At 68.0% G+C, this 26148-nt stretch carries 20 protein-coding genes; 9 read left to right on the top strand and 11 right to left on the bottom strand.

Translation table 11 applies throughout. The annotated features are described in order from the left end of the window. Positions 1-194 precede the first annotated feature (194 nt). The 6 genes from zomB to ABZ552_RS03255 all read right to left on the bottom strand — a co-directional run bounded on the left by zomB (position 195) and on the right by ABZ552_RS03255 (position 7826). On the bottom strand, positions 195-2126 hold the full coding sequence (gene zomB / locus ABZ552_RS03280) for a flagellar motor control protein ZomB (RefSeq protein WP_357435551.1): 1932 nt from the start codon (positions 2124-2126) through the stop codon (positions 195-197). A gap of 4 nt (positions 2127-2130) precedes the next feature. Beyond that, complete coding sequence (locus tag ABZ552_RS03275) at positions 2131-3057, bottom strand: decaprenyl-phosphate phosphoribosyltransferase (RefSeq protein WP_281876702.1); 927 nt, start codon at positions 3055-3057, stop codon at positions 2131-2133. Between the two features lies 1 nt (position 3058). Beyond that, positions 3059-3622: a phosphatase PAP2 family protein gene (locus ABZ552_RS03270; RefSeq protein ID WP_281881243.1), complete on the bottom strand. Its 564-nt coding sequence runs from the start codon at positions 3620-3622 to the stop codon at positions 3059-3061. A 74-nt stretch (positions 3623-3696) separates the two neighbouring features. After that, positions 3697-5631 (bottom strand): glycosyltransferase, encoded by a 1935-nt coding sequence (locus ABZ552_RS03265; protein ID WP_357435390.1) that lies wholly within the window; start codon positions 5629-5631, stop codon positions 3697-3699. Between the two features lie 7 nt (positions 5632-5638). After that, the gene (glf, locus tag ABZ552_RS03260; protein ID WP_357435388.1) at positions 5639-6865 is read right to left on the bottom strand and encodes a UDP-galactopyranose mutase; all 1227 of its coding nucleotides are present in this window, start codon (positions 6863-6865) and stop codon (positions 5639-5641) included. A gap of 238 nt (positions 6866-7103) precedes the next feature. After that, complete coding sequence (locus ABZ552_RS03255) at positions 7104-7826, bottom strand: SDR family oxidoreductase (protein WP_357435386.1); 723 nt, start codon at positions 7824-7826, stop codon at positions 7104-7106. Between the two features lie 109 nt (positions 7827-7935). Here ABZ552_RS03255 and ABZ552_RS03250 point away from each other — a divergent pair, with 109 nt between their 5' ends. Then, complete coding sequence (locus ABZ552_RS03250) at positions 7936-8568, top strand: helix-turn-helix domain-containing protein (protein ID WP_357435384.1); 633 nt, start codon at positions 7936-7938, stop codon at positions 8566-8568. Positions 8569-8618: 50 nt separating this feature from the next. Here ABZ552_RS03250 and ABZ552_RS03245 read toward each other — a convergent pair whose 3' ends face one another. From ABZ552_RS03245 to ABZ552_RS03235, 3 genes are all read right to left on the bottom strand, one after another. After that, complete coding sequence (locus tag ABZ552_RS03245) at positions 8619-9272, bottom strand: hypothetical protein (RefSeq protein ID WP_357435382.1); 654 nt, start codon at positions 9270-9272, stop codon at positions 8619-8621. 217 nt (positions 9273-9489) lie between these two features. Further along, entirely contained in the window at positions 9490-10248 is a 759-nt protein-coding gene (locus ABZ552_RS03240) for a MerR family transcriptional regulator (RefSeq protein ID WP_357435380.1), read from the bottom strand. Positions 10249-10508: 260 nt separating this feature from the next. Beyond that, complete coding sequence (locus ABZ552_RS03235; RefSeq protein ID WP_357435378.1) at positions 10509-11825, bottom strand: SpoIID/LytB domain-containing protein; 1317 nt, start codon at positions 11823-11825, stop codon at positions 10509-10511. A gap of 290 nt (positions 11826-12115) precedes the next feature. Here ABZ552_RS03235 and ABZ552_RS03230 point away from each other — a divergent pair, with 290 nt between their 5' ends. Then, positions 12116-14689: an N-acetylmuramoyl-L-alanine amidase gene (locus tag ABZ552_RS03230; protein ID WP_357435376.1), complete on the top strand. Its 2574-nt coding sequence runs from the start codon at positions 12116-12118 to the stop codon at positions 14687-14689. Between the two features lie 113 nt (positions 14690-14802). On the opposite strand, the gene ABZ552_RS03225 is transcribed toward ABZ552_RS03230, so the two are convergent. Then, the gene (locus tag ABZ552_RS03225; protein ID WP_159849150.1) at positions 14803-15642 is read right to left on the bottom strand and encodes an HAD family hydrolase; all 840 of its coding nucleotides are present in this window, start codon (positions 15640-15642) and stop codon (positions 14803-14805) included. 154 nt (positions 15643-15796) lie between these two features. Here ABZ552_RS03225 and ABZ552_RS03220 point away from each other — a divergent pair, with 154 nt between their 5' ends. From ABZ552_RS03220 to ABZ552_RS03190, 7 genes are read left to right on the top strand one after another with little or no spacing between them, the layout of a single operon-like run. Beyond that, a complete protein-coding gene (locus ABZ552_RS03220) occupies positions 15797-16774 on the top strand; it encodes an ABC transporter permease (RefSeq protein ID WP_281876691.1) in 978 nt (325 codons plus the stop codon). Next, positions 16771-17691, top strand: a complete 921-nt coding sequence (locus ABZ552_RS03215) for an ABC transporter permease (protein ID WP_281919258.1) — start codon at positions 16771-16773, stop codon at positions 17689-17691. Before ABZ552_RS03220 ends, ABZ552_RS03215 begins: the two co-directional genes overlap by 4 nt. Next, positions 17688-19565, top strand: a complete 1878-nt coding sequence (locus ABZ552_RS03210) for an ABC transporter ATP-binding protein (RefSeq protein ID WP_357435373.1) — start codon at positions 17688-17690, stop codon at positions 19563-19565. Before ABZ552_RS03215 ends, ABZ552_RS03210 begins: the two co-directional genes overlap by 4 nt. Before the next feature lie 13 nt (positions 19566-19578). Then, positions 19579-21264 (top strand): ABC transporter family substrate-binding protein, encoded by a 1686-nt coding sequence (locus ABZ552_RS03205; protein ID WP_357435371.1) that lies wholly within the window; start codon positions 19579-19581, stop codon positions 21262-21264. Between the two features lie 38 nt (positions 21265-21302). After that, positions 21303-22952: an ABC transporter family substrate-binding protein gene (locus ABZ552_RS03200; RefSeq protein ID WP_281876686.1), complete on the top strand. Its 1650-nt coding sequence runs from the start codon at positions 21303-21305 to the stop codon at positions 22950-22952. 38 nt (positions 22953-22990) lie between these two features. Next, positions 22991-24661 carry an ABC transporter family substrate-binding protein gene (locus ABZ552_RS03195; protein ID WP_357435369.1) on the top strand — a complete coding sequence of 557 codons (1671 nt, stop codon included), beginning with the start codon at positions 22991-22993 and terminating at the stop codon, positions 24659-24661. Continuing rightward, positions 24658-25320 carry a hypothetical protein gene (locus ABZ552_RS03190; protein ID WP_357435367.1) on the top strand — a complete coding sequence of 221 codons (663 nt, stop codon included), beginning with the start codon at positions 24658-24660 and terminating at the stop codon, positions 25318-25320. Before ABZ552_RS03195 ends, ABZ552_RS03190 begins: the two co-directional genes overlap by 4 nt. Before the next feature lie 69 nt (positions 25321-25389). Here ABZ552_RS03190 and ABZ552_RS03185 read toward each other — a convergent pair whose 3' ends face one another. After that, positions 25390-25908, bottom strand: a complete 519-nt coding sequence (locus ABZ552_RS03185; RefSeq protein ID WP_281876682.1) for an N-acetyltransferase — start codon at positions 25906-25908, stop codon at positions 25390-25392. Positions 25909-26148 lie beyond the last annotated feature (240 nt).

The raw sequence follows: 26148 nt of genomic DNA, 5'->3' as shown, positions 1-26148 counted from the left end.
AAGCCGTCCACACGGTAACCCGCCGATGCCCACGACCGGTGGACGCCAGGCCGGGCATACGGTCGTAGCGTATATCGGTATCGACACGGTGGCGTTACCAAAAAGAGATAAAGCGAGGTACGCCACTTTACCTACCTCGCACAATGGGGCCACTGGGCCCACCGTGTCCGATGGGCCCAGTGTGATTCCAGGGGTCAGCGTGGCGCGACCGGTTGTGGGAACGGATCGACCAGTCCGCAACGCTGGATCTCGTACTTCGGCACCCGATCGATGCGGTACTTCGCGAACCGCAGCGCGTTGCGCAGGTTGTGCCGGAAACGCTCGAAGGTGAGCGGATCGCGGTAGGAGATCATCAGCGCCTGGGTCTCGGGGCAGGACATCGCGGTGCGCGCCTGGGTGACCCACTTCTCGTCCAGATACCAGGGCATCCACGGCTTCTTGTCCACCATGCCGGTGTCCACGACGACCCAGTCCGGGTACAGGCTCTTGTCGTGTCCGATCCGGCCGTCGGTGAGCCGATCGGTGTGCGCGGCCAGCGGGTAGGCCAGGCCCATCGGATCGATCACGGGCACGTCCAGCGGGACGTTCATGCTCGTCATCCCGAGATTCAGGAAGTAGACCGTGTGCCCGGCGCCGCCGTCCGGAATCGGCTGGGGCGGTGGAGCGATGTACCAGAACATGAACGACGGCGAGTTGAGCAGCAGCCCACCGTTCGGACTGTTGGCGATGTCGTCGACCATCGCGCGAATACGCGGATAGTCCAGGTAGTCCTCGGCCAGGATCGGGTGGTCGTGCCCGGTGTTGAGCACGTAGTAGACGCGCTCGTCGACGATGCCGGTGGAGGTGATCTTGGTGCCGGTCTTGATCGCCGTGGTGTCGGCCGCGAACAGCGCCCAGCCCGCGACCGCGACGAACGCCACCGCGATCGCCGCGAGGGACCAGTCGGCGGTGGTCGCCGCACGCACCCCGCCCTGCGGCGCCCGGATCGGAAGCACCGCGACCGGCAGCAACAGCAGGAACAACTGCGGCAGCAGCATCCGGCCGTGCATGAAGTCGCCGCCGACCCGCAGCGCGTACACGGTCAGCAGAAACCCGCTGAGCAGGACCGTGGTGACCACCGCGCCCGGGGAGCGCAGCCACTCCCGAAACCGGTGCACCGACCAGCCGCGCGTCTCGTCACCGGTGTTCCGGCCCGGCCGCGTGCGTGCGGCGAGCACACCGGCGACCAGCAGCACCAGCAGCGGCGCCCACAAGAAGTACGGACCGACCAGGTCCCAGAGGTAAGTGAAGCCCTGCCCCCATTTGGCGCCGCCCGCGTCCTTCGCGACGGCGGTGTTGGGGTAGGGCAGCCCGTAGTAGCCCATTCGCCAGATCTGGTACCCCAGCGGAACCAGCCCGGCCACCGCGACGATCACCGAGCGCAGCACGATCGGCCGCAGCCTGCTCTCCGGCATCGGGGCGAAGAAGATCATCAGCAGCGCCAACGCGCCGACCAGCGTCATCTCGGGACGGATCAGCGGCGCGAGCCCGGCAAGGAAGACCAACCCGAGCAGGCCGGGCAGACGCACCGACTTCGCCTGGCTCCAGCGCATCAGCTGCCACCACAGCAGGCCGATCCAGCAGATCACCAGGCCGCTTTCCAGGCCCGAGGTGACGTAGTCGCGTGCCGGGGGCAGCGCGATGTAGACCAGCACGCCCGCGGGCAGCAGCAGGCCGGCGCCCGTCCCGCCCCACAGCCGCGCCGAACCGAGCATGGCGAAGACGATCGCCGCCAGCGACACCGTGATGGCGACGCCGAGCACCACGTACTCGAGCCGCGCCTGGGTCAGCCAGCTGAAGAACCAGACCAGGTAGGTCCACGCGGTGCTGGTGTTGGTTTCGACCCGCTCGCCCGCGTTGAAGACGGGACCGTTGCCCGCCAGCAGATTGCGCACGGTGCGCAACACGATGAGACCGTCGTCCGCGATCCACCGTCGCTGCCAGCCTCCGACCGCGAAAAGGACAACGGTGAGAGCGATCCCACCGACGAACGTGGCTTTGGATAGACGCGCGAACCGCGACGCGGAGCGGGCCTGCGCATCGGCAGGCCGCTCCGCCGCGTATTCCGTTTGCTCCGCTACCAGCATCTCGTCAGGTGAGATAGACAGCGACACCTACCGCTCCGATCCAGGCAATTGCGAGGAACTGCAGGACGCGGTCCCCCAGCGCGATCTCTTCCGGCTCCCCGGCCTCGCCGCCGTCGACGTCGACCGCGTAACGCAGGATCGCGATCGTGAACGGGATCATCGAGATCCCGAACCAGTTGGTGTCCTTGATGCCGTCCTGCTGGAACGCCCAGAGACCGTAGAACACCACGACCGCCGTCGCGGCCAGCGTCCAGATGAAACGCAGGTAGGTGGGGGTGTAGTACTCCAGCGACTTGCGGATCTTGGCGCCGGTGCCCAACGCGATCTGAAGTTCCGCGTAGCGCTTGCCCGCCGCCATGAACAGCGAGCCGAAGGCCATGATCAGCAGGAACCACTGCGACAGATCGATGTCCGCCGCCGCGCCCCCGGCCACCGCGCGCAGCAGGAAGCCGGAGGACACGATGCAGATGTCCAGCACGGCCTGATGCTTGAGCCCGAAGCAGTAGGCCAGCTGGATACCGATGTAGACCGCCATCACCACGGCCAGCTGCCACGAGGCGAGGAACGATCCCGCGATCGACCCCGACAGCAGCAGCGCCGACAGCAGGTAGGCCAGGTTCACCGGGACGACGCCCGCGGCGATCGGCCGGAACCGCTTGGTCGGGTGCGCCCGGTCGGCTTCCACATCGAGCGCGTCGTTCACCAGGTAGATGCCCGAGGCCGCCATGCAGAACACCACGAAGGCGATGCCGACGTGCGCCAGCACGTCCACGTCGGTGACCGTCCCCGCTGCCAGCGGCGCGGCGAGCACCAGGACGTTCTTGACCCACTGCCGTGGACGGACTGCCTTGAACAGACCGCCGGCCAGCGTCTTGGGCGGGCCCTTGACAACCGCCTCGGCCAGGTCGGCGCCGGTCGGCTCTTCACTCATGTCAACCAAGGCTCTTTCTTGTGCGGTCACTGTCGAGTCTCTTTTCGGCGGCGAGCAGGGCGGCGGCCGACGCGGCGCCGAGCGCGGAACCGGCGAGCACGTCGGTGGGGTAGTGCACCCCGAGGACCACCCGGGAAAGCAGCATCGGGGGGACGAGCACCGCAGGCAAGGGTAGCCCGGTCAGTCTGCCGAGCAACACGGCCGCTGCCGTCGTCGAGGTCGCGTGCGAGGACGGGAAGCTGAGTTTGCTCGGCGTTCCCACGTTGACCTGCACCGACGGATCGTTCGGACGGGGACGGCGGACGATGCGCTTGATGACGATCGAGGCCGCGTGGGCGCCGACCGCGCCGACCGCGACCCCGGCCCACTGTCTGCGCCGCGGCTTGTCCACCAGCCAGCCCGCGGCGGCGATGCCGACCCAGCCGAGCGCGTGCTCACCGAAGTGCGACAGGCCGCGCGCCGCGGATACCACGGCGGGTTTGCTGCCGAGGGCGGCCTGCACGGCGTTGATGACGGCGACCTCAGCCGGCGCCTGCCGCCCCGCCGCCGCCGGTTGCGCGGACACCGGGCCGCCGTGCCCGTTGGCGCTGTGCAACGGCGGCTGCGCCACCGCGTCGTCGGCGGCGCTCGCTCCCAGACTCACTGCTGTCCATCCTTCGTGTCGATGCCGAAGACCTTCTCCCACGCCGCGGTGCTGGTCAGCTGCGGATGGGCGGCGCGGTAGCGCTGCTGCATCTCCGGGAAGCGGGCGGCCAGCTCCTTGCGCAGGCGCATGGCCTCCTTGAACAGGCCGAGCGCCTGGCGCGGGTCGCGCTTGCGGTAGACCACGCCGCGCCCGTCGGCCGTCGTGACGGTGACGCCGTCGACCTGCGAGAGCAGGAACCAGCGCGCGTCCAGGGTCGGCACGTTCAACTGCGGGGTCTCGTGATGCTCGGGGTGCGCGGGGCGGAAGTTGTGCACCACGCCCTTGGCCAGCCGGACCACCTTGGCGATCGGATTGGCAGGCTCGCCGACCGCGCCGACGCCGATGTGGCTGGCCAGCGGCAGTTCCGTGGACGAGGGCAGGATCACCGCGTCGGGGTACTGCCTGCGCAGTTCGTGCACCGCGCCCAGCGCACTGGGCAGCAGCTGGAACAACCGTTCGGGGCCCGCGAGGAAGTCGCGAATGGCGAGGTTCTGGATCGCGACCGTCGAGTACTCGAGGCACAGCAGGTGTTTCAGCGTGGCCTTGATCGTGTTGACCACCATGCCGCGCCCGTTGCCCGGCAGATGCAGCGAGGCCACGACCAGGCGATTGCGCAGGTGGAAGTACGCCTGCCAGTCGATGGCGTCGTCCTTGTCGCTCCAGGCCATGTGCCACACCGCCGCGCCGGGCAGGGTGACCGTCGGGTACCCGGCCGCGCGGGCGCGCAGGCCGTACTCCGCGTCGTCCCACTTCAGGAAAAGCGGCAGCGGCTGACCCAGCTCCTCGGCGACGCGGCGCGGGATGACGCAGGTCCACCAGCCGTTGAAGTCGACGTCGATGCGCCGGTGCAGCAGCTTCGAGTTGTCCCGGTCCTTGAGCGGGTACTTGGCGAAATCGTGGTCGTACTCGACGTTCGGCGCCGCGGTCCACATGAAGATTCCGCGATCGACGACCTCGCCCATGACGTGCAGGTGCGAGCGCTCCTGCAGGTTGAGCATCTGGCCGCCGACCAGCACCGGCGACTTGGCGAAGCGAGCGAAGGCCAGCGCGCGCAGGATCGAGTCCGGCTCGATCTCGATGTCGTCGTCCATGTAGACGATGTACTCGGCGTCGGTGGTCTTCAGCGCCTCGTACATCACCCGGCTGTAGCCGCCGGACCCGCCGAGATTGGGCTGGTCGTGGATGGACAGGCGGTCGCCGAGCGCCGCCGACGATTCCGCGAAGCCCGGCTCGTCGACGACCTTCTTGGTGCCCTGGTCCGGGATGATGACGGCCTTGATCTTCTCCAGCACCAGCGGGTCCGAACCGAGGGCGGCGAGCGTCTTCACCGCGTCGGTGGGCCGGTTGAAGGTGGGCATGCCGACCGCGATGCTGCCCTCGCCGGGCGCCTCGACCGGCGCGTACCAGCCCCCGGACAGCAGCGTGACCGCCGTGTCGCTGGTGATGTCGAACCAGATCCAGCCGCCGTCCTCGAACGGGCTCAGATCGGTCTCGAATTCCACGACGACCGAGTCGGCGCCGGTCGCGACCGCGAACTCCTTGCCCTGCACGTGGATTCGCGAACCATCGGCCTTCGAGCGGTACACGTCCACCCGGCCGTGGCCGGCCAGTTCCAAGCGCAGCACCACCGACGACAGGACGCTCCAGCGCCGCCAGTAGCTCGCGGGCAGCGCGTTGAAGTAGGTGCAGAACGAGACCTCGGACTCCGCGCCGATCGACAGGGAGGTGCGGGTGGTCGCGTGCGCACGCCTTGCGTTGGTCTCCGACTCCTCGACATAGAGCGTGCGCACGTCCAGCGGCTCACCCGGCCGGGGCAGGATGATGCGCTGCAACAGCGACTTCGCGCGGGTCTCGGTGGTCATGTCTTCCAGAATGGATTGGGAGGTCATCGCGCTCCTACGCCTCCTGGTCGACCAGCGGAGCGCCGTCCGCGAGATGCGGGCGCAGCACGTTGTCGAACATGCTCAGCGCGCTGCCGATCGCCATGTGCATATCGAGATACTGATAGGTGCCGAGGCGGCCGCCGAAGACGACCTTCGCGGTGGCGGTCTCCTGCTTGGCCAGCTCGCGGTAGGCCAGCAGTTTCGCCCGGTCCTCGGGGGTGTTGATCGGGTAGTACGGCTCGTCGCCGGTCTGCGCGAACCGGGAGTACTCCCGCATGATCACGGTCTTGTCGGTGGGGTAGTCGCGCTCGGGGTGGAAGTGGCGCGGCTCGATGATGCGGGTGTAGGGCACGTCCGCGTCGTTGTAGTTCATCACCGAGGTGCCCTGGTAGTCGCCGACCGGCAGCACTTCGGTCTCGAAATCGATGGTGCGCCAGCCCAGCTCGCCCTCGCTGTAGTCGAAGTAGCGGTCCAGCGGGCCGGTGTAGACCACCGGCGCGTCCGGGTTCTCGGCGCGCAGCTGCTCGCGCACCTCGAACCAGTCGGTGTTCAGGCGCACCTCGATCAGGTCGGAGGCGGCCATGTTCTCCAGCCACTTCGTGTAACCCTCGCGGGGCAGGCCCTCGTAGGTGTCGTTGAAGTAGCGGTTGTCGAAGGTGTAGCGGACCGGGAGACGGGTGATGTTGCCCGCGGGCAGTTCCTTCGGGTCGGTCTGCCACTGCTTGGCGGTGTAGTCGCGCACGAACGCCTCGTACAGCGGACGGCCGATCAGCGAGATGGCCTTCTCCTCGAGGTTCTGCGCGTCCTTGGTCTCGATCTCCGAGGCCTGCTCCGCGATCAGCGCGCGCGCCTCTTCCGGCGAGAAGTAGCGGCCGAAGAATTGGGAGACCAGACCGAGGCCCATCGGGAACTGATAGGCCTGCCCTTTGTGCATCGCGAAGACGCGGTGCTGGTAGCCGGTGAACTCGGTGAACTGGGTGACGTAGTCCCACACCCGCTTGTTCGACGTGTGAAACAGGTGCGCGCCGTACTTGTGGATCTCGATCCCGGTTTCCGGGTCCGGCTCGGAATAGGCGTTGCCACCGAGGTGGTGGCGCCGTTCGATCACCAGAACCCGTTTACCCAGCACGGTGGCGGCGCGTTCGGCAACGGTCAGCCCGAAGAATCCGGAGCCGACGACGATCAGATCGAACTGTGAGGCGGAATGGACGGAGTTACCCGGGGACGATGCGACGGTCACGGGAGCCCAGAGTATCGGAAGTCCCCGCCACGTCCGGGTGGAGTCGGAACTGTGCGCACCGGCACCGCTCGGCGTACCCGTTTTCACGTCCTCGACCTCAGCATTTCGCCGGAAGTTTGCCGTAATGGACTTCTCTGGCAACCGACCGGTTGTTTACTCCGGCGGCCGCAGGATCGCGCCCGGTTTCGCGGTGTGCTCCGCGTCCGGCCGGGCGCGATAACCGTCCTTCCGCGTCTGCTCAGGCCGGGAAACCGACGTCGAGCTCGACCTTGTCCCTGTCGGTGTACAGCCGCCAATAGTGCTCGCCGAGCTCGTCGCCGCTGATGCGGACGATCTCCAGGCCCTCCGGCACCACTTCCGGATGCTCGTCGACGATCCGCGCGGCCTTGCTGCCGTCGATCAGCGCGCCGATATTGAGCAGTCCGACGTAGACGCCGGTGCCGCGCAGTTCCACCTCGAGCTGGCGCAGGTAGCCGCGCTGCGCGGCCAGCGCGATGCCGAAGTTGGCCAGGTAGGGCGCCACGAAACGCTCGGACGAGCCCGACGAGAACAGCAACGCGCCGTCGCCTCGCTCCACCATCTTCGGCGCGAGCGCCCTCGTCACCAGGATCGGCGAGTGCAACTTCAACGCGACCGGCGCGTCCAGCGAAGGGATGTCCACCGCCAGGGTCGATGGCAGCCGGTCGCTCATGTTGCCCGCCGCGCCGTGCATGGCGACGTCGATCGGCCCGAAGGTCGCCTCGATCTCCGCGATCACGCCGGTGACCTGCGCGTCGACGGTCACGTCGGCGGGGAAGGCGGCGGATTCGACGCCTTCGGCCGTCAGCTCGCCGGCATGCCGCCGTGCCTTCTCGGGGTCGCGCCCGATGACGGCCACCCGGAACCCTTCACGCCCGAATCGGCGTCCCGTGCCGACGCCGAGACCGGGTCCATACCCGAAGATCGCGATGGTCTTGGACATTGCCACTCCTGAATAAGTTGAGACATGGTTCAAGTTCACCGCCGACGGTACACCTAAGTTGAATCTATGCTCAACATATCCGGGTGCGTGCGATTTGTAGGATCGGGCCGTGGACAAGCCGTTACGCAGCGATGCCCAGCGCAACCGGGACGCGCTCGTGACCGCCGCCCGCGCCGTCTTCTCCGAACGCGGCCTCGACGCGCCGCTCAAGGAGATCGCCGCCCGCGCGGGAGTCGCCATCGGCACGCTCTACAACCGCTTCCCCACCCGTGACGACCTCATCGCCGCTGCGGTCGAGGACCGAATCGAAGCGGGCAGCCGCATCGCCGAGGACGCGCTGGACATCGATGACCCTTGGGACTCGTTCGTCTACCTGGTGGAGCAGGTCTGCGCGCTGCAAGCCGCCGATCGGCTGCTCAGCGAACTGGCCGTGCGGGCCGCGCCCAGCCGCGCCATCGCGCGCGCCCAGGAGTACGGCCACGGCCTGATGCGCCGGATCATCACCCGCGCGCAGGAGGCGGGGGCCCTGCGCGCCGATTGGGTACTCGAGGACATCGCCTTCATCACCTGGTCACACACCAGAATCGTCGAGGCGACCAGTCACATCGCCCCCGAGGCCTGGCGTCGCCATCTGGGCCTGATACTCGACGGCCTGCGCGCGGAAGCGGCCCATCCGCTGCCGGTGCCGCCGATCACCGAAGATCAACTGATGCACGCGCTCGGGCGCGACGACCAGACCTAGTGGGCCGTGCCGTGGCCTCGCGTCGCACCCAGCGAGCTCCTGACAGCGCGTCAGTGTGGCGGTCGCGACTGCGGGGCGGGTGGGTGTTGACCGAACTGCGGTTCCAATGGCTGACGCCCGGATGGGGACACCGCAGACGCAGCACCGGACTGGGGCACCGGTGACGCGGCACCGAACTGCGGCATCGGCGACTCGGCACCGAACTGCGGCGCTGGTGGCTGGGTACCGAACTGCGGCACAGGCGACCGGTGGCCGGCCTGCGGCGGCAGGGGCGCAAGTGAAACAGCGGGGCGGCCGGGCGGACCGGTCGCGATCGCGCCGAACGCGACCGAGCAGAGAGCCGCCCCGAGGATCAGGTAGAACGGCGAGGCCGCCGACTGCGCCGCCACACCGTACTCGCCGCCATAGGTCGCCGTTATCAGGCCGCCGAAGAATCCCCATGCGGAGCCAATCAGCACCGCGGGCCGCCCGGCCGACTTGCCGAGCAGCAGCAGGACCGCACCGGCGATCAGGACCAGCGCCTGCAACGCGGATACCGTGAGCAGGATTTCCTGCACGCTACGAATACGGGTCGCAGCCCACCAGGCGTCGAAATCCTTGGTCGCGTCGGGAAGTCCGCTGGTTGAGCTGTTGAGTTCCCTGATGCCGAACAGCGCACCGACACAGATTCCACCGCCACCGAGACAGGCCCCGATCACCGCCAACGCGGCGTGCCCGGTCGACGGTGCTTTGTTGCCAGCCGGCACCCCGCGCTGTATGTACGAATTGTTCATCGAACCCCCTCGGCACCGAACCCTACCGCTCCGTACCGACAGAAATCGACCCGAGAGTGACAGTTGCCCAAGGGAACGGGAGCTCTCGACGACCGAAAGACCGGTGGCCGGTACGCGCGCATGCGTACCGGCCACCAGATGGTTTGCGCTACAGCCGCTGTTCGGCGTAGACCTTCATCGCGTCCCGCACGAACTCGGCGGTACCCGCGCCGTGCACGTCGTAGTTCTGCGCGAAACGCGGGTCGGCCACGTACATCTCGCCCAGGTTGACGAACGCCTCCCGCACCACCGGACGACCCTGCCAGCCGACGCCGATCCAGTCGTAGTGGCGCTGGACGATGGCCTGCACCTGCTCGGCGTCGGGCGTGAGCCCGGCGGCGCGGGCCCGGCCGTAGTCGGCGGCGATGTCGAGATGGGTCTGCTGGAAGGCTTTCTTGTCCGCGTCGGACATCGAGCGCCACCAGCGGTCACCGCTCTCGTAGGCGTCCTTACCCCAGCGTTCGATCACCTCGTCCTTGTACTTCGTGTGGTCGAAGCCGTCGAAAACTTCCGCAGCCACGAGTTGTTCACCTCTTTCCGTCTTGTGCAGCGTGGTTTGCACCGACTCGATCTGCCGCCGGATCCGATCCTGTTCCTGCCGCAGCAGACCCAGGTGCGTGCGCAGCGCGGCGGCGGTGTCCTGTTCTCCCGCAAGGACTTCGGCGATGACCGGAAGGCCGAGGCCGAGTTCGCGCAGCAGCAGGATGCGTTGCAACCGCACAAGGGCGGCCTGGTCGTAGTAGCGGTAGCCGTTGGCCCCGATCCGGCTGGGCGGCAACAGCCCCAGCTGCCCGTAGTGGCGCAGCGTGCGACTGGTGGTACCAGCCGCCTTCGCCAGATCCTGAATGGACCATTCCCCGGTCCGCATGACCTGCCCCTCGTTCCTTGATCTCGTCGGTGTAACCAGCTTGCAAGTTGACGCTACGTCAAGGTCAACCGCTTTCGCGGGGCAATTTCACCCTGACCGAAATACCGGTGCGGGCGCGGCCCGGACGGGCGTCTGCCGGGACGAGCAGGGGCATTCGGTGCGCGGACCACCCATGGACCGGGCGTCACTCAAAGTGGTCGCGGTACCGAGCATTGCGGCGCGGTGAGCGCCGGCCAGAGAGTTGCCGCAGTTCGGTCGAGTTACGAGCTCGTACCACCGAGCGTGCCCGCCTGATCAGTCGCGGGAACGCCACCGACCTCAGGCGCCACGATCCCCCTGGGTGCAGCAGCGCTGGACGTAGCCGGGCCGGGTGCCGTGCTGGGGGAAACGGCCTGCGATCCAGCGGATTCCGGGACCTCTTGCAGCATGCGGGAGTAGTCCACGACCTGCGCGCCCAATGTGGGCGTCACGATGATGACGCCGTTGGTGTACATCCGGTAGGTGCCCGCGCGCTGCGGCAGGATCATCTCTGGTCCGAGCGGCGTCCCGATACCGCTCGCGGCGCCGCCGATGCGGCGATACTCGGCATCGACTGCCGATTCGGCGACCGCCGCTTGCGCACGGGGATCCACAGGCGAACCGGGCGTGACCGCCACCTGCGTGCGGGGATCTTCAGCGGGCGCGGTGGTGACCAACTCCTCCGGCGCGGGTCCGACATCCAAGGTGTGGATGTCGGTGGGCTCCGCTCCGCCGGGTGCGGCGGAGTACTCCGTTCGCAGGATCCGGCCCTCGCGCAGCAGGACCGCACCCGTCGTGGCCGCGACGGCAGCCGCGGTGCGCGAATCTTCCTGCGCGGTACCGGGATACCTCTGGCAGGCGGTCGTATCGCAGGTCTGCGCGTACGGGTAGCGCTGTTCGGCGAGGGCGTAGGAGCGCGCCGCGATCGCCTGGGCCCGCAGTGCCTCGGCCGCGCCCTTGTCCGCCCAGTTGGGCTGCACCTCGGCCGGGACCACGCCGAGCAGATAGTCCTCGACGTCCACCTGGTTGACCACGCGGGCCGCGCCGTCCTCGAGGGCGACGCCCAGTGCGCCGCGATACGCCGGACCACCGCACAATGTGAGATGTTCCGCCGCCGGGCGGTTCGGCTTGGGATCGACCGGATGAATCCAAGGGTCGTCGGTCGCCGCCTGCCATAGCACCGCACCGTCGCAGCCGACCGTCACGACCACGCTCGCGCCGCCGCCCGGCAGCGCCGTCAGGTGCGCAACCTGGCCGGGCGCCACCTCCCGGCCCGCAACCCGCAGACCGGCAGCCGCGAAGACACCCAGCGAGGAGTCGTCCCGCGCCATGAGGCGAACCCGCACGGCCGTGGGCGCGATGGTGGCGAGCGTCGCGCCACGGTAGTAGTGCGCGAGTATGTGTTCGGCTCTCCACCCCGCTCGCGCGTGGTCGAAGGCGCCGACTTGGCTCATGCCCCGCCCGTGCCCCGGTCCGGCCAGGGGGCGATACGGCGTATCGACCGGCCCACCCGAGACCGCGAAGAGGGCGCCGGCGATCATGCCGACTCCGATCAGCATGACGGGCGCCGATCCGGTGCCGCCCGGGCGCGTGCCGCATTTTCCCGTCCCCCGCATGCGTGCTTGACGAGGCATCCGTTCACTCCCACGGTTTCCAGGGCCGGTAGTTATCCACCTTTTACATTGGTTTCCGAGACGCGCCAGCAATCAACCAGCTACATTCAGGCAATCACATAATCCTCAACCAGAGGTTTAGCCCTGTGACAAATGTGGCTATTGTGACCATTGATACATCAGGAAGTAACTCGGAATCACCCGTGATCACTGGTTCGACCTGATTGGAGACGCTCGTGCGGTACCGCAAACCGAAACGTTCCTACGTCCTCCCGGTGGTCACCACCCTCGCGGTAGCCGCCCCGCTCGGCACTCTCACCCTCGGCGATTCGTCCGACTACCGCACCGCCACCAACAGCGAACCGGCCGCCGTTCCGGCCGAACTGGCCGAGGTCGCGCTCACGCACGCTCCCGATATCGTGTTGCCGCTGCGCGAACTCGCCGGACTGACCCTGCCTGATCTGCATCTTTCCGATCTGCGCATGCTGCAGGGCGCCGCGTCCATTCCGATTCCCGACGCACCTCTGCCACCGGACGCGCGGCCACCGGAAGGAATACGACTACCCAGCTCGAATCCCGGCCAAACCTCCGAACCGGAATTCGATCCGAATCGACGACCTGAGCACCCGAATTCCGCTGCTCAGCCGATTTCCGGACACGCCACCGGCAGTGTGCGCTTCATCGCGGATCCCACTCGGCTGCAGCCCGGCACCACGCCCGACACTCCCGCGCTGTCTCCCGGCGCCGTGAGCCCCGACCTGCTGAGTCGAGTGGGGGCCCAGGTGAAGGAACTCTCCAGCGACACCCCGTTCAGCATGGTCGCCCTCACCGCCCGCGAGCTGACGGACACCAAGGCCACGATCCGAGCACGGCAGCCCGACGGCACCTGGGGGCCGTGGTACGACACCGAGCCGGTCGACACCCACCGCACCGACCGATCCGGCCCCGGCGCGACCGACGGCACCGAGCCGATCTACGTCGGCGACACGACGGCCGTCCAAGTCCTGGTCACCCGCAAGCAGACGGCAGCGGGCGCGATCCAGCCGGTGGCGCAGCCGGCACCCGTCGCGGCCGACCCGGCGCAACCGGCCCCGCATGACCCGGCTCGGCAACCGGCCGCGCGCTCCGACGACTCGGCCCAGCAAGTCGCGGACCTGACCGCCGTCCTCATCGATCCCGGCCGCGGCGCCACCGACGGCGAACTGCGCAACGTCGCCGCGGCGCTGCCCGGCGGCGGGCCCACCGTGATCACGCGCGCCCAATGGGGCGCAGACGAATCCATCCGCTGCGACGAGCCGACCTACGACGACGGTCTCGGCGGCGTCACGGTGCACCACACCGCGGGCCGCAACGATTACAGCAAGTCCGAGTCGGCGGGCATCGTCCGCGCGATCTACACCTATCACGCGAAGACGTTGGGCTGGTGCGACATCGGCTACAACGCGCTGGTCGACAAGTACGGCCAGATCTTCGAGGGACGTTTCGGCGGTCTCGACCGCCCGGTGCAGGGCGCGCACGCGGGCGGGTTCAACGAGAACACCTCCGGCGTCGCCCTGATGGGCAACTACGAGTCCGAGCAACCGACGGAGGCGGCGATCGAGGCCATCGGCGCGTTCGTGGGCTGGCGCACCAAGGTGGCCGGACTCGACCCCAAGGGCTCCACCACGATGGTCTCCGAGGGGACTTCCTACACCCCCTACGCCCAAGGCGAGTCGGTGCGGTTGCCGGTCGTCTTCGCGCACCGCGACGTCGGCAACACCACGTGTCCCGGCGACGCCGCGTACGCGCTGATGGATCGAATCCGCGATATCGCCGCAGGCGCTCCTGGCGCGCCCGGCGCGCCCAGCGGCGCCGACAGCCCGCCCCCGGCAACCGGCGAGGTCGACGTGTCAGCCCTCGCGGCATTGACCACCAAGCTGCTGAACATGGTGCAGGACAACATCATCGCCAAGCACTGGTCGCAGTCCGGCGGACCGAATGGCCCGCTCGGCGCCGTCCGGTCGGACGTGCTGCCCGCCGCGCAGGGCCAACAGTTCGCCAAGTTCTCCAACGGCTACGTCTACACCGCGCCGGACGGACAGGTCGTCGAGGTGCTCGGCACGATCCTGGACCGCTTCCTGCAGCTCGGCGCCGACACGGGTGTGCTCGGCCTCCCGCTACACAACGCCTACCCGGTCCCGGACGGCCTGCGCGCCGACTTCGAGCACGGCTCACTGATACTCAACCAGCTGACGGGCCTCGTCACGACGGTGTGGAAGACCTACAACGACACTTACCGAGAGGAGATGGGCCGGAACCCGGTCGCGGCGCAGGTAAGCGCCCTGATTCCGGCCGATGCCCCGGCTCCGGCCGCAACGGCGAACGGGGCTCCGGCCGCCACAGCTCCAAACGCCCCGGCCAACGGCGCCCCGGCCGCCACCGCTCCGGGCCTCCCGACCAACGGCGCACCGGCCAACGGCGCCCCGGCTGATGCCCCCGCTCCGGCCGCAACGGCTCCGGCTCTCCCGGCCAACCGCGCTCCGGCCGCCACAGCTCCAAACGCCCCGGCCAACGGCGCTCCGGCCGCCCCGGCTCCGGCTGACGCGCAGAACGCGAACGGCGCACCGGCCTCAGCCACCCCCGCACCGTCCGTCGGCACGACACCCGAGCCGAGAACCCCACTCGCCCAGACACCGGCACGGCCAGGCGCACCGGCCTTCACCGGACCGTCGCAACCGGACCCGCAGCACCCGGCCGCCGTGCACCCACCACACGATCCGGCCCCGGCCCAAGCCGCGTTCGCCGCTCCATCGCCATCACCTGAAGGCTGATCCAGGAAAGTGACTGTCGCCCGGAGCCCGCGCCCCACGCGCGGGCTCCGAGTCGTTCCGGCACCTCCACGCGCTCGTGGAGCCCTCCCGGGCCGGAAGCGGTTCGATACAGCTCACACCCACCAGCGCTCGAGGACGCGCGCGACTCCGTCGTCGGTGTTGGCCTCGGCGATCTCGTCGGCGGCGGCCAGCGCCTCGGGATGGGCGTTGCGCATCGCGACGCCGTGACCGGCCATGGTGAGCATGGGGACGTCGTTGGGCATGTCGCCGAACGCGACGATGGTGGACTCGTCCACGCCGAGCCGCTGGGCGACCACCGCCAGCCCGGCGGCCTTGGTGATGCCGGGCGCGGACAGTTCGATGAGCCCGTGCTCGGTCGAATAGGTGATGTCGGCACGCTCGCCGATCAGCGGAGCGAGCACCGCGCGCATGTCCGAGCTGCGCGCGCCGGGCAACCGGATCAGCATCTTGATGGCGGGCGCGTCGATGACCTCCTCGCGGGCGACCGAGGTGTCGTCCGGGTTGAGCCAGGCGTGCTCGTACTGGGGCGAGCTGACGAATTGCGGCGTCACCGCGTCGTGCGCGCTCTCCCCGACGCGTTCGGCCGCGAGACCGCAGCCGGGCAACGCCCGCTCGGCGACGTCGGCGAGCCAGGCGAGCGTCGGCACGTCCAACGTCATACTCACCAGCACCCGGTCGGCGGCGCTGTCGTAGATCACCGCGCCGTTGCCGCACACACACAGCGGCGCGTACCCCAGACCTTGCACCACCGGATCGATCCAGCGCGGCGGACGCCCCGTGGCCAGCACGAACGGCACGCCGTCGGCGATCAGGGCGCCGACCGCCGCCTTGGTCCGCGCGGTGACCCGCTCGTCGTGATCGATGAGCGTGCCGTCCACATCGGTGGCGACCATCTTCGGCTTGGGCAAGTGCAGGGGCGTCACCCATTCCATCCTGCCGGACAACGCCGGTCTCGCGCCCGGACCGGTGCCCGCTCGAGCCCCGGACATGCCCGGATGTCGGGTGGCACGCGCGCCGCCGACCACGTCCTTATGATCGGGGGCTAATACCGACGCTGGCTCGTCCAGCCGAAAGACCAGAGGACTGATGACCGGCTTCCTGCTACGACGCGCGCTCAACTATGTCGTGCTGTTGCTGCTGGCTTCGTTCCTGACGTTCAGTTTGGCGTCCCTGACGTTCCGTCCGCTGGACAGTCTCGAACAACGCAATCCGCGCCCGCCACAGGCAGTGATCGACGCCAAGGCCGAGGAGCTGCACCTCAACGACCCGATCCCGGAGCGCTATCTCACCTGGCTCGCCGGCATCCCGCACGGCGACTTCGGCACCACGCTGGCCGGGCAGCCGGTGAGCGAGGAGCTGCCGCGGCGGGTCGCGGTGAGCCTGCGGTTGCTGGTCGTCGGTTCGCTGGTCGGCACGGTGCTCGGCGTGCTGATCGGCGCGGCGGGCGCGATCCGGCAGTACAAGTTCAGCGACTATTTCACCACGGTGGTGTCGTTGCTGATCTTGAGCACGCCGGTGTTCCTGCTCGCGACGCTGCTCAAATACGGTGCGCTGGAGATCAATTCGCTCGCCGGATCGCAGATCTTCCTCTATACCGGCGAGACGTCGGCGAACAAGATCGAAGGGTTCGGGCCGCAGCTGCTCGATCGCATCCAGCACCTGATCCTGCCCACCACCGCACTGGCCCTCGGCGCCATGGCCGGCTACAGCCGCTACCAGCGCAACGCCATGCTCGACGTGCTGCAGAGCGATTTCATCCGCACCGCCCGCGCCAAGGGACTCACGCGCAGCAAGGCGCTGTACAAGCACGGCCTGCGCACGGCGCTGATCCCGATGGCCACGCTGTTCGCCTACAGCCTCGGCGCTCTGATCACCGGTGCGACGTTCACCGAGAAGATCTTCGGCTGGCACGGTGTCGGTGAGTGGCTGGTCGACTCGATCAACGCCCAGGACCTGTACGTCGTGGTGACGGTGACCGCGTTCGCCGGCCTGGTGGTGCTGGTGTCGGGTCTGCTGTCCGACATCGTGTACGCGATTCTCGACCCAAGGGTGCGTGTGGGATGACGGAAGCCGAGATCATCGTCCAAGGCGCGCCGGAAGTCACCGCGACGGGGCGGCGCAGGCTGGTGCTGCGGCGTTTCCTGCGCAACAAGCCCGCCGTCGCGGGCGGCCTGATCCTGATCGCGCTGTTCGTCGCGAGCTTCGCCCTGCCGCCCTTGCTGCCCTACGACTACCAGCAGCTGGACTACACCGCCCTGCTGAAACCGCCGAGCCCGGAACATCCGTTCGGCACCACGCAGATCGGCCAGGACGTGCTCGCGCAAACCCTGCGCGGACTGCAGAAATCGCTGGTCATCGGCCTGTGTGTCGCGTTGTTGTCCACCACGATCGCGGCCACCGCCGGTTCACTGGCCGGCCTGCTCGGCGGCTGGACCGACCGCGCGATCATGTGGCTGGTGGACCTGCTGCTGGTGGTCCCGAGTTTCATCGTCATCGCGCTGTTCGCGCCGCGCACCAAGGGCAGCGGTTCCATCCTGCTGCTGATCCTCCTGCTGTCCTGCTTCGGCTGGATGATCTCCGCGCGGATCGTGCGCGGCCTGACCCTGAGCCTGCGTGATCGCGAATTCGTCCGCGCCGCGCGGTACATGGGAGCGCCCACCCGCACGGTGATCCTCAGCCATGTCATCCCGAACATCGCCTCGATCCTGATCATCGACACCACCCTCACCGTCGGCTCGGCGATCATGGCCGAGACGGGCCTGAGCTTCCTCGGTTTCGGCGTGCAGCCGCCGGACGTGTCGCTCGGATCGCTGATCGCCGCGGGGACGAAATCAGCGTTGACTTATCCCTGGCTGTTCCTGTTCGCGGGTGGTCTGCTGATCATCACCGTGCTGTGCGCCAACCTCGTCGGTGACGGGCTGCGCGACGCGTTCGACCCCGGCGCCAAACGGGCACGGTCGAAGAAGAAGGCGAAAGCATGACGAGCGCGGGAACAACCGAGCAGACGGTCGAGACGACCTCGACCGCGCCCCTGCTGGAGATCACCGATCTGCGGGTGTCCTTCCCCAGCGAGGAGGGCCGGATCGACGCGGTGCGCGGCGTCACCTACACGGTGTCCGATGGCGAAGTGCTCGCCATCGTCGGTGAATCCGGGTCGGGCAAGTCGGTGTCCTCGCTGGCGGTGATGGGACTGCTGCCGGAGCAGGCGCGGATCACCGGCTCCATCCGGTTCCGCGGCCGTGAACTGCTCGGCCTCGGCGATCGCGACCTGTCCAAGCTGCGCGGCAGTTCCATCAGCATGGTGTTCCAGGACCCGCTCTCGGCGCTCACGCCGGTGTACCGGGTGGGCGATCAGATCGCCGAAGCCCTGCTGGCGCACGGCAAGATGGGCCGCGGCGAAGCCGCGAAACGCGCGGTGGAGCTGCTCGACCTGGTCGGCATCCCGGACCCGCAGACGCGGGCCAAGGCGTTTCCGCACGAGTTCTCCGGCGGCCAGCGCCAGCGCGTGGTCATCGCGATGGCGATCGCGAACGATCCGGCGTTGATCATCTGCGACGAGCCGACCACCGCGCTGGACGTGACGGTGCAGAAGCAGATCCTCAACCTGCTGCGCAAGGCGCGCGACATCACCGGCGCGGGCGTCATCATGATCACCCACGACATGGGCATCGCCGCGACGCTGGCCGATCGCGTGGCCGTCATGTACGCGGGCCGGATCGTCGAAACCGCCACCGCCGCGGAGCTGTTCAACACCCCGCGGATGCCCTACACCGTCGGTCTGCTCGGCTCGATTCCGCGGATGGACGGTCCGCCGCGGCGGCCGCTGATCCCGATCGTCGGCGCGCCGCCCGCCATGCACGCGCTGCCGCCGGGCTGCTCGTTCGCACCGCGCTGCCCGGTGTCGATCGACGAGTGCCGGGCGGCGGAACCGCCGCTGGAGGGCGTGGAACCCGGGCATACGGCCGCCTGCATCCGCACCGCCGAGGTCGGCACCGACGAGTTGTTCGAGGCCTATCGCCGCGAGATCGCCGAGCCGGACGCCGAGGCCGAGCCGGATTCGGACGTGGTCTTGCGGGTCTCGGATCTGGTGAAGGTCTTCCCCCTCACGTCGGGCGTGGTGCTGCGCCGTCGCAAGGGCGAGATCAGGGCGGTCGACGGCATCAGTTTCGAGGTGCGCCGCGGGCGCACGTTGGCACTGGTCGGCGAGTCCGGCTCCGGCAAGTCCACCACGCTCACCCAGATCCTCGATCTGGTCTCTCCGCAGGAGGGCACGATCGAGATCATGGGCAGCGACGTCGCGTCGCTGAGCAAGGCGCGCAAGCGGGAGATCCGCCGGAAGATGCAGATCGTCTTCCAGGACCCCACCGCCTCGCTGGATCCGCGCCTGCCGATCTTCGACGCGCTCGCCGAGCCGTTGCGCATCGACGGGCGTTCGCCGACCGAGATCGCCCGTCGCGTACCGGAGCTGCTCGAGCAGGTCGGGCTGCGCCCCGAGCACGCCGACCGCTACCCCGCCGACTTCTCCGGCGGACAGAAGCAGCGCATCAGCATCGCCCGCGCTCTCGCGCTGGACCCGGAGCTGCTGGTGCTCGACGAGCCGGTCTCCTCGCTGGACGTCTCGATCCAGGCGGGCGTGCTGAATCTGTTGCGTGACCTGCAGACCGAGCGCGGACTCTCGTATCTGTTCGTCTCGCACGACCTGTCCGTGGTGCGGAACCTGGCTCACGACATCGCCGTCATGTATCGCGGCAAGATCGTGGAATACGGTTCGGCGGAGCAGATATTCGCCGAGCCGCGACACGAGTACACCAGGGCGCTGATCGACGCGGTGCCGGTTCCAGCAGTCAGCCGATAGTCAGGAGAGCGCGATGCGGATCCGTTTCGACCGATGGCGGTGGACCGCGGGCTTGGCGGCGGTCGCGCTGATCGCCGCGGGCTGCGCGACCGGCCCCGACGAGTCGGCCGCGGGACTGTCCGACGCGCTCGGCACCACCAGCGACATCAATCCCAAGAACCGCGACGAGGTGCGCGACGGCGGCAACCTGCGCTTGGCGGTCACCAGCTTCCCGGCGAACTGGAACACCCTGTCCAATGACGGGAACGACGGCGAGATCGGCGACATCGAGCGTCCGCTCATGCCGCGCGCGTTCGACGTCGACGCGGCGGGCAACCTGACCGTGAACCGGGACTTCTTCACCGATGTGGCGCTGACCGGCACCAACCCGCAGCAGGTCACCTACACCATCAATCCCGCGGCGGTCTGGTCCGACGGCACGCCGATCACCTGGGAGGACATCGCCGCGCAAGCACACGCGCTCAACGGGCGGGACAAGCGCTTCTTGATCGCGATCACCAACGGCTTCGAGTTCGTCGACAAGGTCGAGCGCGGTGTGGACGACCGGCAGGCGGTCCTCACCTTCAACCATCCCTACGGCGAATGGCGCGGACAGTTCGCGGGAAACTCCTCGCTTTTCCCGAAATCCGTGACAGCGACCCCGGAATCGTTCAACAAGGGACTCGTGGACCGGCTCGGCCCCAGCGCGGGCCCGTTCGTCGTCCAGTCCACCGACCGTGTCCAGGGCCGGATCGTGCTCAGCCGTAATCCGAGATGGTGGGGCGAGACGCCGAAACTGGACACCATCACCTACAGTGTGCTGGATCAGGCGGCGTGGGTGGGCGCCCTGCAGAACAACGAACTGGATCTGGCCCGGCTGGCCTCGATCGACGAGGTCAAGACGGTCCGCACTACCAACGGGCTGGTGATCCGCCGTGCGCCTGGTAACCGCTGGCGGCACATCACCTTCAACGGCGCGCCCGGTTCCATTCTCGCGGATGCGCGCGTGCGGGTGGCGATCGCGAAGGCCATCGACCGGCAGGGTATCGCGACCGCGACCCAGAACGGCCTGGTCGAGAATCCGAAGCCGTTGAACAACCACATCTTCCTGCAGGGGCAAGACGGTTACCAGGACAATTCGGCGCCGGTGGCCTACGACCCCGACCAGGCGGCACGGGAACTCGACGCGCTCGGCTGGAAGCTCAACGGCGACGTCCGCGAGAAGGACGGACGCAAGCTGGAAATCCGCGACGTGATGTACAACGACCCGCTGTGGGTGCAGATCGCGCAGATCATCCAGCAGAATCTGGCCCGGATCGGCGTGCGGCTCACCATCGACACCAAGCCGGGGGCCGGTTATTTCACCGACGTCATCATCCCCGGTGATTTCGACGCCGCACAGTTCATCTTCTCCGGGGACGCCTTCGCGATGAGTTCGATCCGGCAGATCTACTACTACGACCCGAACGATCTGCAGGGCAACTACGGTCGTATCGGCTCGCCCGAGCTCAATGCCCTGATCGAGCGCACGCTGACCGAACTCGACCCGAAGAAGGCGATCGAACTGGCCAACGAGGTCGACCGCAAGGTGTTCGAGGAAGGGCATTCCCTGCCGCTGACCCAGTCCGACGGCAGTTTCGGCGCCCGCGCGGACCTCGCCAATATCGGTTCCCCCGGGCTGGCGTCCTACGACTACACCAAGATCGGATTCGCGAAATGAGACCAGCACAGAACCGCCGGTGGCGGACACGCAAGGTGATGGTCCGAGCTCTTACCGTTGGCACGGCGCTCGCGCTGTTGGTCGGCTGTGGCGCCGGCGGCAACGAAGTCGAGTCGGGTTCCAGCGCGATCGGATCGACCAACGACATCAATCCCCGAGACCCGAGCGACGTGCGCGACGGCGGCAACCTGCGTCTCGCGATCACGAACTTCCCCGCGACGTTCAATTCGCACCACGTCGACGCCGACGGTGACCTCGCCGAAGTAGTCGACTGGACATTGCCAGGGCCGATCACCGCCAACGCCGCGGGCGAACTGTCGATCGATCACAACTTCTTCACCGATATCGCACTGACCGAGACCAATCCGCAGCGGGTGGTCTACACCATCAATCCCAAGGCGGTCTGGTCCGACGGCAGCCCGATCACCTGGGAGGACCTGCGCTCCCAAGCCGAGGCGCTGAGCGGCCGCAACACGGAATACCGGGTCGCCGCGACGCAGGGCTACAACCGGCTGGCCAAGGTCGAGCGCGGCGTCGACGACCGCCAGGCGATCGTCACCTTCGCGCAGCACTACGCGGAGTGGCGGGGCCTGTTCAGTCAGCTGATGCCGAAGGAATCGACCGAGACGCCGCAGGCGTTCAACGAGCGCGACCGCAACGGGCTGGCCAAGTCGGCCGGACCGTTCGTGATCACCTCCGTCGACCGGGCGCAGCAGCGAATCGTGCTCAGCCGCAACCCGAAATGGTGGGGCGAGACGCCGAAGCTGGACACCGTCACCTACAGCGTGCTCGACTATTCGGCCCGCCTCAACGCCTTGCAGAACAATGAACTCGACGCCATCGATATCTCCGGCATCGAAGAGGTCAAGTCCGCGACCAACTCGCCGGGCATCATCGTGCGTCGCGCCTCGCGCCCGTACAACTCGCACATCACGTTCAACGGCGCGCCGGGATCGATTCTCGCGGATGCGCGCTTGCGCGTCGCGATCGCGAAGGCGATCGATCGCCAGGGCATCGTCACCGCGCTGCAGAACGGGATCGTGGAGAATCCCAAGCCGCTGAACAACCACATCTATCTCGACGGGCAGAAGGGCTATCAGGACAACTCCGCGGTGATCGCCTACAACCCCGACGAGGCGGCCCGCATGCTGGACGAACTCGGCTGGAAGCTCAACGGCGACGTCCGCGAGAAGGACGGACGGCAGCTGGTGATCCGGGACGTGATGTTCCAGCAGGACACCTGGGTGCAGATGGCGCAGATCATGCAGCAGAATCTGGCGCGGGTCGGGGTGAAACTGGTGATCCAGACCTTCCCCGGCAACGGTCTGTTCACCGATGTGATCGACCCTGGCAACTTCGACATCGCCCAGTTCAGCTGGTCCAGAAGCATTTTCCCGCTCGGCGCGCTGCCGCAGATCTACGCCTACGACCCGGCGAACCCGCTGAGCAACAAGGGACGGATCGGGTCACCCGAACTGAACGAGTTGATCGAGCAGACCATTTCCGAACTCGACCCCGAGCGGGCGATCGAGCTGGCGAACAAGGCCGACCGGATGATCTTCGAGCTGGGCCACTCGGTGCCCATCGCGCAATCGCCGGGCAATGTGGCCGTTCGAGCGGGGCTGGCCAACTTCGGCGCCTTCGGGCTGGCTTCCCCGGACTACCTCCGGGTGGGCTTCGAGAAGTGAGGCCGTTCCGCAGGACCTAACGAGCAGGAAGGATCACCATGCGGATTACCTCTGCGTGTGCCCGGCTGGCGTTGTCGCTGGTCGTGATCGGGCTGACCGTCACGGGTTGTGGCGGGGACAACGCCGCGGCGCCTGGCACCAGCACGGTCGGCAGCACCAACGACATCAATCCGAGGGACCCCGGCGAACTGCGCGACGGCGGCAATCTGCGGTTGGCGCTCACCAACTTCCCGGAGACCTTCAACTACCTGCATGTGGACGGCGGCACCGAGAGCGTCTTCTCCATCATCGAAGCGACGATGCCCACCGCCTTCGTCAGCGACGCGGCGGGACAGCTGAGCATCGACCACGACTTCTTCACCGATATCAAGCTGACCGGGACCAACCCCCAGCAGGTGGAGTACACCATCAATCCGAAAGCCATGTGGTCCGACGGCTCACCGATCACCTGGGAAGACCTGCGGTCGCAGGCGAATGCCCTGAGCGGGAAGGACAACGCGTTCCTCGTCTCGGGCACCGGCGGTTTCGAACGGGTCGGCAAGGTCGAGCGCGGCGCCGACGACCGGCAAGCCGTGGTGACCTTCGACCAGCCCTACAGCGAATGGCAAGGACTGTTCAACCCGCTGTACCCGAAATCGGTCACCGCGACGCCCGACACCTTCACCAACGCGGCCAAGAACGGGTTGCCGGTCAGCGCGGGCCCCTTCGCGGTCACCTCCATCGATCGCAGCCAGAATCGCATCGTGCTCGGGCGCAATCCCCGGTGGTGGGGCGATACGCCGAAACTGGATTCGGTCACCTTCAGCGTGCTCGACCACTCGGCCTGGCTGCCCGCGATCCAGAACAACGAGCTCGACATCGCCTACATGTCCGGCATCGAGAACGTCAGCGCGGCGCGCAACGCGGCGAATGTGGTCATCCGGCGCACGCCGGAGCCGACCTGGTCGCACATCACGTTCAACGGGGCGCCCGGTTCGCTGCTGGCCGACCCGCAACTGCGGATCGCCATCTCCAAGGCGATCGACCGGCAGGGCGTGGTCACCGCCTCGCAGCACGGCGTCGTCGACGATCCGAAGCCATTGAACAATCACGTCTTCGTGTCGGGGCAGAAGGGCTACCAGGACAACGCCGCGCCCATCGCCTACGACCCGGACGAGGCGGCCCGGATGCTGGACGCGCTCGGCTGGAAGCTCAACGGCGACGTCCGCGAGAAGGACGGCCGCAAGCTCGAACTCCGCGACGTGATGTACCAGCAGGACCAGTGGGTGCAGACCGCGCAGATCGTGCAGCAGAATCTCGCGAAAGTCGGCGTGAAACTGACCATTCAGACGGTGCCGGGCACGGGACTGTTCACCAACGTCATCGACCCCGGCAATTTCGATCTGGCCCAATTCAGCTGGAACGGTAGCGTTCTCCCGCTGAGCGGACTGCGGCAGATCTACTACTACGACCCTGCCAACCTGCAGGGCAACAAGGCGCGGATCGGCACCCCGGAACTCAACGCGCTGATCGACCGGACCCTGTCCGAACTCGACCCCGACAAGGCCATTCAGTTGGCCAACGAATGCGATCGGATGATCTTCGAAGAGGGGTACTCCATCCCGCTGCACCAGGCCGCGGGCACCTACGCCGTCCGGACCGATCTGGCGAACTACGGTGCGTTCGGCCTCGCCTCGCGCGACTACACCAAGGTCGGCTTCCTGAAGTGAGCGCCGGACCGGGCCACCCGCTGGCCTATCCGCTCACCGTGACGATCGGCGCTCTCGCGGTCTGTGCCGCTTGGGCGCCGTTCGGCACGTTGGACCAAGTGGCGGCCCTGGTCGCCGTTGCCCTCGGCATCGTCGGGTATACGGGGTACCGGCTCGCCGTCGCCTTCGGCTGGATTCCGTTCCGGCGTTCGGGCGCGGCCCGCACCGTGCGGGTCACCCGCATCCGCCAGCAGCATCGCCTGGACAGCCGGTCGTGGTTGCAAGTCGCGGGCACCGGGCGGCCGCGGTGGCTTCCGGTGTACTTCGACCCGGCGCTGATCGTCCTGACCGAAACCGACGCGGAACTCACCGACCGCACGATCCACGTCGCCGGACGACGGCTCTACCCCTCCGGCCGCATCCGCGACGCCGAACCGCCCGGCCGTCTCGTCGACAATCCCAGCCGCCCCGACCCGGACGCGCCCACCCAGACCGCGAAGGCCACCCGGCTGCGCCGTCGCCTTCTGCTCGACGCGCAATCCACCGTCGCCGCCCCCGTCGCCGCACTCCTGTGGGTGTATCTCGACGGCGGTGGCTTCCCGGTCTTCCTCGCCGCCACCACGGTCGCCGCAGCGTGTTCGATCTGGCTGTCCGCCATCCGGGGCTCCGACCCCAGCTGACCTCCCGCCGACCCGACGGTGGGGCGGATTCGGCTCCGCCCCACCGTCGGTACTGTCACGCCGACGGTGCTAGTCGATGCCGAATGGGGCGGCGTAGCGGACCGTGCCGCGCGGCAGCGGCTGAGCAGGGTCGAGGGTCAGCGCCATCAACGCCTCATCCGGAACGTCGATGGTGAGGCCGATTCCGTGCTCGGACGCCCGGCCGAACCCGAAGCGCGGGTAATACGCCGGATGACCGAGCACGATGACGAAACGCTCGCCCATCCGCGCCGCCGCCGCGAGCGCGGCCCTGATCGCGGCGGAACCCGCACCGGTCTTCTGGTAGCCGGGCAGCACCGCGCACGGGCCGAGGCACAGCGCGGGCGTCGTGTGCACGTGGCAGCGAGTCAGCAGTGCGAAGCCGACGGGGGTGTCGTCCGGCAGCGTGCTGACGATCGACAAGCCGTCGATCCATGCGGGGTCGTCGCGCAGTGCGTCTACCAGCTCGGCCTCGTCGGCCCGCTCGAAGGCCGCGACGTTGATCTCGTGGATCGCGGGAATGTCGGCAGCGGTTTCGGCGCGCACACGCCAATCGATGGTGGAACTCAACTCGGATTCTCCGTGTTCATGATGGTCGGGCCCGGTCACGGACACAGCACCACCGTCACGCGAGCCGAAAGCCCGCAACACGAACGCCGGACGAAGAGGGATCAGACCGGGACCCGGGACGTTGGGACAGTCCGGGCGTCGCGTGTGACGGCGGTCTTCGGCGCGGTCATCCCGCCCCACCTCCTCGGCAATGCTTTCCACCTCGAATACGGACGAGCGGATGTTAACTCCCCGACGGCA

This window comes from Nocardia sp. NPDC019219, from assembly GCF_040632645.1.
Lineage (GTDB): Bacteria > Actinomycetota > Actinomycetes > Mycobacteriales > Mycobacteriaceae > Nocardia > Nocardia sputorum.
This window is presented reverse-complemented; position numbering and strand designations above follow the sequence as displayed.